This is a genomic window from Dyella sp. (assembly GCF_035685805.1).
GTDB lineage: Bacteria > Pseudomonadota > Gammaproteobacteria > Xanthomonadales > Rhodanobacteraceae > Dyella_A.
The window spans coordinates 56,405-68,564 of record NZ_DASSAB010000038.1; the positions used below are offsets into that span (position 1 = coordinate 56,405).

The 12,160-nt window shown below is 67.8% G+C and carries 10 protein-coding genes, 1 tRNA gene and 1 riboswitch; of the genes, 6 read left to right on the plus strand and 5 right to left on the minus strand.

What is annotated here, in order from left to right:
- Positions 1–59 precede the first annotated feature (59 nt).
- Together VFG40_RS10010 and VFG40_RS10015 are read left to right on the plus strand one after the other, a co-directional pair.
- Positions 60–551, plus strand: a complete 492-nt coding sequence (locus tag VFG40_RS10010) for a DUF2975 domain-containing protein (RefSeq protein WP_324897208.1) — start codon at positions 60–62, stop codon at positions 549–551.
- The gene (locus VFG40_RS10015) at positions 551–793 is read left to right on the plus strand and encodes a helix-turn-helix domain-containing protein (RefSeq protein WP_324897209.1); all 243 of its coding nucleotides are present in this window, start codon (positions 551–553) and stop codon (positions 791–793) included. The genes VFG40_RS10010 and VFG40_RS10015 overlap by 1 nt, the downstream gene beginning before the upstream one ends.
- A 199-nt stretch (positions 794–992) precedes the next feature.
- Here VFG40_RS10015 and gcvP read toward each other — a convergent pair whose 3' ends face one another.
- Complete coding sequence (gene gcvP / locus VFG40_RS10020) at positions 993–3,884, minus strand: aminomethyl-transferring glycine dehydrogenase (protein ID WP_324897210.1); 2,892 nt, start codon at positions 3,882–3,884, stop codon at positions 993–995.
- A gap of 40 nt (positions 3,885–3,924) precedes the next feature.
- Positions 3,925–4,032: riboswitch (glycine riboswitch) on the minus strand.
- 243 nt (positions 4,033–4,275) lie between these two features.
- Between gcvP and VFG40_RS10025 the strand changes: the two genes are divergently transcribed.
- A complete protein-coding gene (locus tag VFG40_RS10025) occupies positions 4,276–4,698 on the plus strand; it encodes a VOC family protein (RefSeq protein ID WP_324897211.1) in 423 nt (140 codons plus the stop codon).
- Positions 4,699–4,727: 29 nt separating this feature from the next.
- On the opposite strand, the gene VFG40_RS10030 is transcribed toward VFG40_RS10025, so the two are convergent.
- Positions 4,728–5,339, minus strand: a complete 612-nt coding sequence (locus tag VFG40_RS10030; protein ID WP_324897212.1) for an HAD family hydrolase — start codon at positions 5,337–5,339, stop codon at positions 4,728–4,730.
- Between the two features lie 79 nt (positions 5,340–5,418).
- Positions 5,419–5,505, minus strand: a tRNA-Leu gene (locus VFG40_RS10035).
- 133 nt (positions 5,506–5,638) lie between these two features.
- Between VFG40_RS10035 and rnr the strand changes: the two genes are divergently transcribed.
- From rnr to VFG40_RS10050, 3 genes are read left to right on the plus strand one after another with little or no spacing between them, the layout of a single operon-like run.
- Positions 5,639–8,398, plus strand: coding sequence for a ribonuclease R (gene rnr / locus VFG40_RS10040; protein WP_414649284.1), 2,760 nt, complete (start codon positions 5,639–5,641; stop codon positions 8,396–8,398).
- Entirely contained in the window at positions 8,395–9,141 is a 747-nt protein-coding gene (rlmB, locus tag VFG40_RS10045; protein WP_324897213.1) for a 23S rRNA (guanosine(2251)-2'-O)-methyltransferase RlmB, read from the plus strand. The genes rnr and rlmB overlap by 4 nt, the downstream gene beginning before the upstream one ends.
- Entirely contained in the window at positions 9,138–9,431 is a 294-nt protein-coding gene (locus tag VFG40_RS10050; RefSeq protein WP_324897214.1) for a CBU_0592 family membrane protein, read from the plus strand. Before rlmB ends, VFG40_RS10050 begins: the two co-directional genes overlap by 4 nt.
- Before the next feature lie 979 nt (positions 9,432–10,410).
- Here the strand turns inward: VFG40_RS10050 and phoU are convergent.
- Both phoU and pstB read right to left on the minus strand, forming a co-directional pair.
- Complete coding sequence (phoU, locus tag VFG40_RS10055; protein ID WP_324897215.1) at positions 10,411–11,127, minus strand: phosphate signaling complex protein PhoU; 717 nt, start codon at positions 11,125–11,127, stop codon at positions 10,411–10,413.
- A gap of 252 nt (positions 11,128–11,379) precedes the next feature.
- Positions 11,380–12,144 (minus strand): phosphate ABC transporter ATP-binding protein PstB, encoded by a 765-nt coding sequence (gene pstB / locus VFG40_RS10060; protein WP_324897416.1) that lies wholly within the window; start codon positions 12,142–12,144, stop codon positions 11,380–11,382.
- Positions 12,145–12,160: the final 16 nt, after the last annotated feature.

Sequence of the window (12,160 nt, forward strand, 5' to 3'; positions counted from 1 at the left end):
AGAGATAAAGTAGTCCCCGAGACTTATTTAAGTCAAACTTAAATTTAAGGAGCAGGCTCATGGCCCGGCCAGATCGATTCCGGCAGCACTGCCGGTGGTTGCGGATAGGTGTGCTGTGTGCGCTGGTCGGGCTGTCCGCGCTGCTGCTGCTGGCCTACGTGGTGATGCCGCTGGCCTACCTGCTGCGCTCGGACCCGATGCCGATGCGTGGGCTGCTGTTGCTGCTGGTGCACGTGTTTCCCGCGCTGGCCTATCTGTGGGCGCTGTGGGCGGTGCAGCGGGCGCTGCGCGACATGGCGGCAGGCAGACTGTTCCAGCCGGTGGTGGCCGCGGCGCTGCGCCAGATCGGCGTGGGCGTGATGATCGGGGCGCTGCTGAACATCTTCGCGGTGACCAACCTGACCCGGGTGATCGCACACACCCGCGGCGGCTTCGCCTACTTCGACCTGTCCGGCATGGTGCTGGTGATCATCGGGGCGGCGCTGGTGCTGCTGGCGCGCGTCGTCGAGCAGGCCAGCCAGCTGCAGCGCGAGCTGGACGAGATCGTCTGATGCCGGTCCGCGTCACGCTCGACGAGGTGATCACCCGCCGCGGCATCAAGGCGAAGGAGCTGGCCGTGCAGATCGGCATCAGCGAAACGCAGCTGTCGCTGTTCCGCTCCGGCAAGGTCCGCGGCCTCCGCTTCCGCACCCTGGCCAAGCTGTGCCTGGTACTCGAGTGTCGGCCAGGTGACCTGCTCGACTATCTCCACGACCCCGACGATCTGCTCGACGCCGCGGACGACCGCGAATGACGCGCGCGCTCCGGAGCGGCGTCCGACCATGCACACGCGGCCCGACCTGATAGCCGCTGCGCTGCGCCGCGAGGACGTGCTGGAGTGGGCCGCCACGCAGGACGTCAAGGCGGTACGGCCGTACGGTTGAGCCCGAGCCTGGCGCAAAAAAAACCCGGCCGGAGCCGGGTCTTTTCGTGTCGACGATGTCGCGGGGGAGTTACATCACGTTCGGCTCGCTGAAGGCCTCGATCTCGCCCTTGAACGCATCGACCGGGATGCACGCGCACATGATGTTCTTGTCACCGTAGACGTTGTCCACGCGCGCCACCGGCGGCCAGTACTTCTGCTGCCTGAGGCTGGCCAGCGGGAACGCCGCCAGCTCGCGCGGGTAGGCGTGGGTCCACTCGCTGCCCGAGACCATGCCGGCGGTGTGCGGGGCGTGCTTGAGCGGGTTGTCCTCGCGATCGAGCGAGCCGTTCTCGATCGCGCGGATCTCCTCGCGGATCTGGATCATCGCGTCGATGAACCGGTCCAGCTCGTGCTGGCTCTCGCTCTCGGTCGGCTCGACCATCAGCGTGCCGGCCACCGGGAAGCTCAGCGTGGGCGCGTGGAAGCCGAAGTCGATCAGCCGCTTGGCCACGTCTTCGGCGCCGATGCCGGTGGCGTCCTTGAGCGGGCGCAGGTCCAGGATGCACTCGTGCGCCACCAGCCCGTTGCGGCCGGTGTAGAGCGTCTTGTAGTGCGGCGCCAGGCGCTTGGCCACGTAGTTGGCGTTGAGCAGCGCAACTTGCGTGGCACGGCGCAGGCCTTCGCTGCCCATCATGGCGATGTACATCCAGCTGATCGGCAGGATGCTGGCCGAGCCGAAGCTGGCGGCGGAGACCATGCCGACATCGCCTTCGCCGCCGAAGGTCTTGGGCAGGAACGGAGCCAGGTGCGACTTCACCGCGCACGGGCCGACGCCCGGACCGCCGCCGCCGTGGGGGATGCAGAAGGTCTTGTGCAGGTTGAGGTGGCTTACGTCCGAGCCCCACTTGCCGGGCTTGGCCACGCCCACCAGCGCGTTCATGTTGGCGCCGTCGGTGTACACCTGGCCGCCGTGCGCGTGGATGATCTCGCAGATCTGCACGATTTCCTCCTCGAACACGCCGTGCGTGGACGGGTAGGTGACCATCAGCGCGGCGAGCCGATCGGAATACTTCTCGGCCTTGGCGCGCAGGTCGTCGACGTCGACATTGCCGTTGGCATCGCAGGCGGTGACCACCACGGTCATGCCGCACATCTGCGCGCTGGCGGGATTGGTACCGTGGGCCGATTCGGGGATCAGGCAGATGTCGCGATGGCCCTCGCCGCGCGAGCGGTGGTAGGCGCGGATCGCCAGCAGGCCCGCGTACTCGCCCTGCGCACCGGAGTTCGGCTGCAGGCTCACCGCGTCGTAGCCGGTGCACTCCACCAGCATCGCCTCCAGGCTGGTGATCAACTCCTCGTAGCCTTCGGTCTGGCCGGCCGGCGACAGCGGATGGATGGCGCCGAACTCGGGCCACGTCACGGGGATCATCTCGGCGGTGGCGTTGAGCTTCATGGTGCAGCTGCCCAGCGGGATCATGGTGCGATCCATCGCCAGATCCTTGTCTGCCAGCGCGCGCATGTAACGCAGCAGCTCGTGCTCGCTGTGGTGGGTGTTGAACACCGGATGGGTGAGGAACGCGCTGCTGCGCACCAGCGCAGGCGGCAGTGCGTCGGCGGCGGCGTCATCGAGCGCGTCGATATCGTCGATGGTGGCGCCGAACAGGCCGGCCAGCGCGATCACGTCCTCGCGCGTGGTGGTCTCGTCCAGGCTGATGCCGATGCTGGTGCCGTGGATCTGGCGCAGGTTGATGCGCATTGACTCGGCCCGCGCGTGCACGGCATCGGCGTCGACGCCGGTGATGTGCAGCGTGTCGAAGAACTGCTTGCCCACGGTGACCCCGGCCTTGGTCAGCGCGGCCGCCAGGATGGTCGCCAAGCGGTGGGTACGGCGGGCAATGCGGGTGAGCCCCTCGGGACCGTGGTAGACGGCGTACATGCTCGCCATCACCGCCAGCAGCACCTGTGCGGTGCAGATGTTGGAGGTGGCCTTCTCGCGGCGGATGTGCTGCTCGCGCGTCTGCAGGGTGAGGCGATAGGCCTTGTTGCCCTCGGCGTCGATCGACACGCCGATCAGCCGGCCCGGCATCGAGCGCTTGAACGCGTCGCGGCAGGCCATGAACGCCGCGTGCGGGCCGCCGAAGCCGAACGGCACGCCGAAGCGCTGGCTGTTGCCGATGACGATGTCCGCGCCCCATTCGCCCGGTGCCTTGAGCAGGGTGAGCGCGAGCAGGTCGGTGGCCACCGCGACCAGCCCACCGCGGCCGTGCACGGCTGCGGCGACCTCGGCGTAGTCGTGGATCTGGCCGAAGGTGTCCGGGTACTGCAGCAGCACGCCGAAGCTGTCGACGGTGGCGGCCTCGGCGTCGTCGCCGATCTTGAGGTCGATGCCCATCGCCTCGGCGCGCGTGTGCAGCACTTCCAGCGTCTGCGGATGCACGCCCTTGGACACGAAGAACAGGTTGCTCCTGGACTTGCACGAACGCTTGGCCAGCGTCATCGCCTCGGCCGCGGCGGTGGCTTCGTCCAGCAGCGAGGCGTTGGCGATGTCCATGGCGGTGAGGTCGGCCACCATGGTCTGGAAGTTGATCAGCGCCTCCATCCGGCCCTGCGAAATCTCGGCCTGGTACGGCGTGTAGGCGGTGTACCAGGCGGGGTTTTCCAGGATGTTGCGCAGGATCACGTTGGGCGTGTGGGTGCCGTAATAGCCCTGGCCGATGAAGCTCTTGAAGACGTTGTTCTTGGTGGCGATCGCGCGGATCTTTGCCAGTGCCTCCACCTCCGTGACCGGGGCGGGCAGGGCCAGCGGCGCGGGCGACTTGATCGAGGCCGGCACGATCGCGTCGGTCATCGCATCCAGCGAGGGCTGGCCGATGGCGTCGAGCATGTGGGCGATCTCGGCGTCGTTGGGGCCGATGTGGCGCTCGATGAACGCACCGTGGTGCTCGAGCTCGCGCAGCGAGGGGGAGGTCTTGTGGCTCATGACTGGAGGCATCCGAAGGCAACGTGCCGTGCCGCACGTGGGGCGCCCCTCTGTCCTTTTGCCTGAGAGTTTGGAGGCGCGGCGATCCACTGCCGTGCCTGGTGCCCCTTCGGCGCCGGATTCAACCGGTCTCTCCAGAGTGTTTGCACGCGATGGTTTTTGGGCCTGAGCGATTACGGGCGTTGCGCCTTCGGCAGCGATCGATCCGGCGAGGGTTCGAGCGCTTCTCCCATCGTGCGTTTACCGGTCGATTATACAGGCCGGCGGCTGCGCGTCCGGGGTCGTCGGGTCACGCGGTCGCGCTCGTTCAGCCGGCGCGGCGCGCCCGGGCGCGGGTGCGACGTCGTGCCGCCGCGCCTACCATGGGCATTCCCGACCGCTGGAGCTGGCCATGAACCGTCCCCCATTCGATCTCGAGCAGCTCGATCACGTCGTGCTGCGTGTGCGCGACGTGCCGGTGATGCAGCATTTCTACTGCGTCGTGCTCGGTTGTACCGAGGAGCGCCGCCAGGACGAGATTGGCCTGGTGCAACTGCGCGCTGGCGCCTCGCTGATCGACTTGGTCAGCGTGGAAGGCAAGCTCGGGCAGCAAGGCGGGGCGCCGCCGGGTGAGCAGGGCCACAACATGGATCACCTGTGCCTGAGCGTGCGCGGCTACGACGAGGCCGCCATCGTGTCGCATCTGCACGCGCACGGCGTGCGTGTGGGCGAGATCGGCTTGCGCTACGGCGCCCGTGGCCAGGGACCGTCGATCTACTGCCTCGACCCGGAAGGCAACCGGGTCGAGCTGAAGGGGCCGCCGCTGGCCGGCTGAGGTGTGCTGCGGCAGCGGCCGGCTCGGCTTTAGGCCAATGCGTCGCGCAGGCCGAGGCAGTGCTCGAAGCGCCAGTCGGTAAGCGTGGGCCAGGGATCGCCGGGCACGTTCACCATCACGCTGGCGGCGCCAGCGGCGCGGGCGCAGGCGAGGTCGTAGGCATAGTCGCCCACCATCACCAGTTCGTCCGGCGGCACCGCCCAGCGCGTCGCGAGGTGGAGCAGTCCGGCCGGGTCCGGTTTGGGTGCGGCTTCTTCGCGGCCCAGCACATCGTCGGGATGGAAATGCGCGTCGAGCCCGATCGCCTGCAGCGTGATCAACGCCAGCTCGCGCAGGTTGCGGGTGAGGATGCCGAGCCGGCAACCGCGGCTGGCCAGTTCCTGCACCAGGGCCACGGCACCGTGTGCCGGTGCGGCCGCCAGCGCCAGTTCGCGTTCGTGGGCGTGCAGCCACTGGTTGGCCGCGTTCGCTTCGGGCGCAGGCAGCGCGGCCACGTGCGCCAGGATGTCGTCCGCCTCGCCGATGCCCAGCGCGCGCCGGATTGCGGCGAAGTCGTGCAGCGCCACGGTCAGCGTGCCGTCGAGGTCGAACACCCAGTGGCGGCACTGGCGCAGGCGGGAAGCGGAGCGGATGGCGGCCATCGTGTTCTCGCGGCGGGCGTGCACGGTCGGCACCCGGAAAAGACGAAGGCCCGCATCGCTGCGGGCCTTCGTTTACAATTGGTGCCCAGGAGAGGACTCGAACCTCCACGGAGTTGCCCCCGCTAGCACCTGAAGCTAGTGCGTCTACCAATTCCGCCACCTGGGCAGGTGTCACGTCGCCGTTGCGGGCTGCGTGAGCCGCGTAGATTAGGCACCTCCCCAGGGGTTGTCAACTATTCTTTCGCAACCTTTTCATCGCGCCGACGCATCCCCGCGCCGCGCTCCAACAAGGCAATTGAGTGACCAGAAAAAAGACCACCCGCGCCGGCGACAGCCAGGCGCCCGCGTCGTCCGACGACGCCCGCAATAACAAACCCAAGCCCGCTCAGCGCAAGCCCCGTTCCAGCGGCGGCGCGGCGCGCAAGGGCGCCGGCGCCATCCGCGATCCCCATGCCGAGCGCGAGGCCCAGCGCTACGAGCGCCCGATCCCCAGCCGCGAGGCGATCCTCGCGCTGCTGGAGGACCGCGGCGAGTGGCTCAGCGAGGCGCGCATCGCCGAGGCGCTCAAGCTCGACGACGAGACCGACCTGCTGGCCGTGCACAAGCGCCTGGGCGCGATGGTGCGCGATGGCCAGCTGCTGCAGGGCCGACGCGGCGACTTTGCCCCGGCGCAGAAGCTCGACCTGATTCCCGGCTCGGTGATCGCCAACGTGGAGGGCTACGGCTTCCTGCGCCCGGACGAAGGCGGTGACGATCTCTATCTATCCCCGCAGCAGATGCGAACCGTGATGCACGGCGACCGCGTGCTGGCCAGCGTGGTCGGTGTCGACCGCCGCGGCCGCCGCCAGGGCGCCATCGTCGAAGTGCTGCAGCGGCGTTCGCCGCGGCTGGTGGGACGGGTGGTGGTGGAGAACGGCGTCACCGTGGTGGCGCCGGACGACCGTCGCCTGCACCAGGACATCCTGATCCCGCCGGGCAAGGAGCAGGGCGCCACCGCCGGGCAGATCGTGGTGGTGGAAATCACTGACCCGCCGAGCCAGCACCGTGGTCCGCTGGGCGAGATCCGCTCGGTACTGGGTGAGCGCCTGCAGCCTTCGTTGCTGGTGGAAATGGCGATCGCCAGCCACGACCTGCCGCACGAGTGGCCGGCGGCGGTAATGCGCGACGCGGCGATGGTCGAGCCGGAGGTGAGCGCGGCCGAGCGCGAGGGTCGCGTCGACCTTCGCAAGCTGCCGCTGGTGACCATCGATGGCGCCGACGCGCGCGACTTCGACGATGCGGTGTATGCCGAGCCGCGGCGCGGTGGCGGCTGGCGGCTGATCGTGGCGATCGCCGACGTGTCGCATTACGTCAGGCTGGGCAGCGCGCTGGACACCGAGGCGGTGGAGCGCAGCACGTCCACCTATTTCCCCGGCTTCGTGGTGCCGATGCTGCCGGAGACGCTGTCCAACGGCATCTGTTCGCTCAACCCCAAGGTGGAGCGGCTGTGCATGGTCTGCGACATGCAGGTCGATGCCTCGGGCGAGGTGACCAAGGCGAAGTTCTATGACGCCGTGATGCTCTCGCACGCGCGCCTCACCTACGACAAGGTGTGGCAGGTGGTCGGGCTGAACGATGCCGACGCGATCGACGAAGTGGCCGACGTGCTGCCGCAGATCCGCAACCTGCATGCGCTGTACAAGGCGATGGCCGAGCAGCGCAGGCGCCGTGGCGCGATCGACTTCGAGACGCCGGAGGTCAAGTTCCGCCTCGACCAGCGCGGTGAGGTGGAGGCCATGGGCGCCACCGAGCGCAACGACGCGCACAAGCTGATCGAGGAATGCATGATCGCGGCCAACGTGCAGGCCGCGCTGTTCCTGGAAAAGAAGAAGATCCCCGCGCTGTTCCGTGCGCACGAGCCGCCGCCGGCGGAAAAGTACGAGGACCTGCAGCAGTTCCTGCGCGAGTTCAAGCTGAGCATGCCGCCGATCGACCGCGTCACGCCCGGCGACTTCTCCGAGGTGCTGCGGATGGTGCGCGAGCGTCCCGAGCGCGAGCTGATCCAGTCGGTGCTGCTGCGCTCGCAGAGCATGGCCGCCTACCAGCCGGACAACCGCGGACACTTCGGCCTGGCGCTCAGCGCGTATGCGCATTTCACCTCGCCGATCCGTCGTTACCCCGACCTGCTGGTGCACCGGGCGATCCGCTATGCCCTCACCGGCGGCAAGCCCGAGAAGTACAGCTACACGCCGGCCGAGATGGGTTCGCTCGCGGTGCATTGCTCGCAGCGCGAGCGGCGTGCCGAAGAGGCCGAGCGCGATGTCGACGAGCGCTTCAAGTGCGCGTGGATGTCCAAGCACGTGGGCAGCGAGTTCGACGGCGTGGTCACCGGAGTGACCTCGTTCGGCCTGTTCGTGGAGCTGGACGAATCGCGCGTGTCCGGCCTGGTGCACATCAGCCAGCTGGCGAACGACTATTACCACTTCGACCCGATCCGCAAGCTGCTCAAGGGCGAGAAGTCCGGCGAGCAGTTCCGCCTGGGCGACCACGTGCGCGTGCAGGTGCTGCGGGCCAGCCTGGAGGATCGGAAGATCGATTTCCGGCTGGTGCCGACCAAGAAGAAGGGCGTGCCGCCGCCGCGCACCGCCAAGGCGTACGACTACGGCGCCAGCGGCGAGCGCTATTCGTTGCCCAAGACGGCGGCGGCACTGGCGACCAAGCCGGACAAGGGCAGCATGTTCGGCCGCGCGGCAAAGGCGATCGGCCGTGCGTTCGGGCGCAAGGACGCGGTGGTGCCCGAAGCACCCGCGGCAAGCCATAATCCGCCGCCGCGTTCGCAGCCTGCCGACGCGCCGCACGAGCGGCCGTCGCGCGCGCCTTCCTCGCGTAGCGGCGGCCGCGGAAAAGGCGGTCAGGGCGGTCAGGGCGGCCAGGGGGGCCAGCGCAAGGGTGGCTCGCCGGCCGCTTCCAGCGCACCGGCGCCACGCGGCAATCGCGGCGGTGGCAAGGGTGCGGCGAGCCCGCCCGGTGGCGGCAAGCGCGGCGGTGGCCGTTCCTCCAAACCCAAAGGCAAGTCATGAGTGAGAGCTGGATCGTCGGGATCAACCCGGTCGAGGGCGCATTGAGCAACGATGCCGAGCGCGTGCGCGAGCTGCTGGTGGAGCAGGGCCAGCGCAATGCGCGCGTGCTGGCGCTGATCGAGCAGGCCCGGGGATTGAAGATCCCCGTGCACCACCGCTCGCGCGAGGAGCTGGAAAAGCTCGCCGGCGAGGCGCGGCACCAGGGGGTGGCGGCGCTCTACGAGCCGCCGCCGATGGCCGGCGAAGCCGATCTGGCCGCCCTGATGGAACGCGATGGCGCCGACACGCTGATCCTGGTGCTCGACGGCGTCACCGATCCGCACAACCTCGGCGCCTGCCTGCGCAGCGCCGCGGCGGCCCGCGTGACGGCGGTAATCGTGCCCAAGGACCGCGCGGTCGGCCTGACGCCGGTGGTGCGCCGCGCCTCGGCCGGCGGTGCCGACCGGGTGCCGCTGATCGCGGTCACCAACCTGGCCCGCACACTGCGTGAGCTCAAGGATGCCGGGGTCTGGATCACCGGCCTGGCCGGCGACACCGACACCTCGCTCTACGGCGTGGACTTCCGCGGCCCGGTGGCGCTGGTGCTGGGCAGCGAAGGCGAGGGCATGCGCCGGCTGACCCGCGAGCTGTGCGATTTCGTGGCGAAGATCCCCATGCCCGGCACGATGGAAAGCCTCAACGTGTCGGTGGCGACCGGCGTGGTGCTGTTCGAGGCGTTGCGACAGAGGAGTGCAAAGCGATGAACATCTTCTGGTACGACTGGGTGGGTTATCTGGGCGTGGCGCTGGTGCTGCTGGCGTACTTCCTGCTGCAGGCCCACAAGCTGCACGGGAACGGGTTGATCTACCAGCTGATGAACGTGGCCGGTGCGATCGGTGTGATCCTCTCGCTGAGCTTCAGCCTGGGGCCGATCAACTGGCCAGCGTTCCTGATGCAGGTGGCGTGGATCGCCATCGGCGTCTACGGCATCGTGCGCGGCGTGGCGCGTCGGCGCGAGGCAAAGGAACGCGCGCAGCAGTCACCGATGCTCTGAGGTTACGGGCCTCGTTCGAGGCCCGTGATTCCGTCGGGCGCAGATCAGCACGTCTCGCTGCTTCGTCGCTTTAGCGAGCAGCTGTGCTCCGCGTCGTCATTCCCGCGCACGCGGGGTTTTCAACAGACGGATGTCTGGTCATCCATCTGGCCTCGATGCAGGATCACCATGGATCCCCGCGTTCGCGGGGATGACGGCAGGGCGTGGATGATGGCGCGCCGTAGTGACACATGCGGGATGGTGCGCGGGGTGGCGCGTCGGCGCGAGGCAAAAGAACGCGCGCAGCAGTCACCGGTGCCCTGAGATTCCGGGCGTTGTTCGAGGTCCGTGGTTCCGTCGGGCGCAGATCAGCACGTCTTGCTGCTTCGTCGCTTTAGCGAGCCGCCATGCTCGGCGCCGTCATTCCCGGGCACACGGGGTTTTCAACAGACGGATGTCTGGTCATCCATCTGACCTCGATGCAGGATCACCATGGATCCCCGCGTTTGCGGGGATGACGGCAGGGCGTGGATGATGGCGCGCAGTAGTGCCGCATGCGGGATGGTGCGCGGGGCGGCGCGTTGGCGCGAGACAAGAGAACGCGCGCAGCAGTCATCGATGCCCTGAGGTCCCGGGCCTGGTTCGAGGTCCGTGGCGCTCTCGCGCGCAGACCAGCACGTCATGTTGCGTCGTCCGTTGCGCGAGCCGTCATGCTCCGCCTCGTCATTCCCGCGCACGCGGGGTTTTCAACAGACGGATGTCTGGTCATCCATCTGGCCTTGATGCAGGATCACCATGGATCCCCGTGTTCTCGGGGATCACGGCGCGAAGTGGACGACATCGCGAAGTGGGCGACACCGCGAAGTGGGCGGCACGGCGGAGTGGGGCGACCCCGCGAAGTGGATGCCATCGCGAAGTGGACGACGGCGCGGACCGATGACCGTGCGCCGTGACTGTCGGCGAGCCGCAATCAGCCAACGGCCGCAGCCCGCGTCAGCGCTTACTCGCCGAGCTTGCCCAGTTCCGGGCTGGAGGTGAAATCGCGCTTGGTGCGCTGCTTGTCCAGCGGCTCGCCATGCACCTGGAACCACACGCTCTCGGCGATGTTGGTGGCGTGGTCGCCGATGCGCTCGATGTTCTTGGCCATGAACAGCAGGTGCGTGCACGGGGTGATGTTGCGCGGGTCTTCCATCATGTAGGTGAGCAGCTGGCGGAAGTAGCCGGTGTAGGCCTCGTCCAGCTCGGCATCGCTCTTCCATACCTGGTAGGCGCTCTCGGCGTCCAGGTCGCGGTACGCCTTGAGCACCTCGCGTACTTCGGCGGCGGCCAGCTTGGCCAGGTAGCCGAGCCCCTTGGCCGGCGACACCGGCGCCACCATCGACAGCGGAATCGAGCGCTTGGCCACGTTGGCGGCGTAGTCGCCGATGCGCTCGATGTCCGCGGCAATGCGCAGGGCGGCGAACACATTGCGCAGGTCGCCGGCCATCGGCGCGCGCAGCGCCAGCAGGCGCACCACGTCGTGGCTGATCTCCTGCTCCAGCTGGTCGATCGCGTCGTCGTTGCCGACCACGCGCTGGGCAGCGCGCTCGTCGCGCCGCTCGACCACGTCGATCGCCGCTTCCAGCTGGCTGACCGACAGTTCGCCCATGCGCACGATCTCGCCGGTAAGCCGGGTCAGCTCGCTGTCGTAGCTCTTGATGATGTGTTCGCTGCTCATGGGAACCTCTGTTACCTGCTGCGGACGGGGCTGGCGTCACGCCGATGATGGGATGCTTGCCTTGATGTCATTCCCGCGAAAGCGGGAACCCATGTGCTCTTGCCGAAGATCAAAGTGGATTCCCGCTTTCGCGGGAATGACGTCCGGCATAAGGGTGGCTGTGGGGCGGGAACGGAGAGTAGGAAACAGGGAGCGTGTAGCGTGGCTTGCGCCCGATGTTCCCGTTTCCCGTTCCCCATTCCCCGCATTGGATCAACCAAACCGCCCGGTGATGTAGTCCTCGGTCTGCTTCTTGCCGGGCTTGGTGAAGATGCGCTCGGTGCCGTCGTATTCGATCAGCTCGCCCATGTACATGAAGGCGGTCTGGTCCGAGCAGCGCGCCGCCTGCTGCATGTTGTGGGTGACGATGACGATGGTGAACTGGCTCTTGAGCTCTTCCACCAACTGCTCGATGCGGCCGGTGGCGATCGGGTCCAGTGCCGAAGTGGGCTCGTCCAGCAGCAGCACCTCGGGCCGCAGGGCGATGGCACGGGCAATGCACAGTCGCTGCTGCTGGCCGCCGGAGAGGCCGAGCGCGTTCTGCTTGAGCTTGTCCTTCACCTCGTCCCACAGCGCCGCGTCGCGCAGCGCCTTCTCCACCCGGATCTCCATGTCCGCACGCGAGAGCTTCTCGTGATGGCGGATGCCGTAGGCGACGTTCTCGAAGATCGTCATCGGGAACGGCACCGGCTTCTGGAACACCATGCCCACCTTGCTGCGCAGGCGGTTCATCGAATAGCCGGGGGCCAGGATGTTCTCGCCGTCCAGCACGATCTCGCCCTTGGCCTCGAGCTTGGGATAGATCGCGTAGATGCGGTTGAAGATGCGCAGCAGGGTCGACTTGCCGCAACCGGACGGGCCGATGATGGCGGTGACCTTCTTCTCCGGGATGTCCATGCTGATGCCCTTCAGGGCATGGAAACCGTTGTAGTAGAAGTGCAGATCCTTGACCTGGATCTTGGTCGGCACGATCGGCATGGCGCTGGTCGCAGCC

Bases quoted from the DNA above. Each gene is read 5' to 3' on its own strand.
- VFG40_RS10010 (WP_324897208.1), top strand. From the start codon at position 60: ATGGCCCGGCCAGATCGATTCCGGCAGCACTGCCGGTGGTTGCGGATA.
- VFG40_RS10015 (WP_324897209.1), top strand. From the start codon at position 551: ATGCCGGTCCGCGTCACGCTCGACGAGGTGATCACCCGCCGCGGCATC.
- gcvP (WP_324897210.1), bottom strand. From the start codon at position 3,884: ATGAGCCACAAGACCTCCCCCTCGCTGCGCGAGCTCGAGCACCACGGT.
- VFG40_RS10025 (WP_324897211.1), top strand. From the start codon at position 4,276: ATGAACCGTCCCCCATTCGATCTCGAGCAGCTCGATCACGTCGTGCTG.
- VFG40_RS10030 (WP_324897212.1), bottom strand. From the start codon at position 5,339: ATGGCCGCCATCCGCTCCGCTTCCCGCCTGCGCCAGTGCCGCCACTGG.
- rlmB (WP_324897213.1), top strand. From the start codon at position 8,395: ATGAGTGAGAGCTGGATCGTCGGGATCAACCCGGTCGAGGGCGCATTG.
- VFG40_RS10050 (WP_324897214.1), top strand. From the start codon at position 9,138: ATGAACATCTTCTGGTACGACTGGGTGGGTTATCTGGGCGTGGCGCTG.
- phoU (WP_324897215.1), bottom strand. From the start codon at position 11,127: ATGAGCAGCGAACACATCATCAAGAGCTACGACAGCGAGCTGACCCGG.
- pstB (WP_324897416.1), bottom strand. From the start codon at position 12,144: ATGCCGATCGTGCCGACCAAGATCCAGGTCAAGGATCTGCACTTCTAC.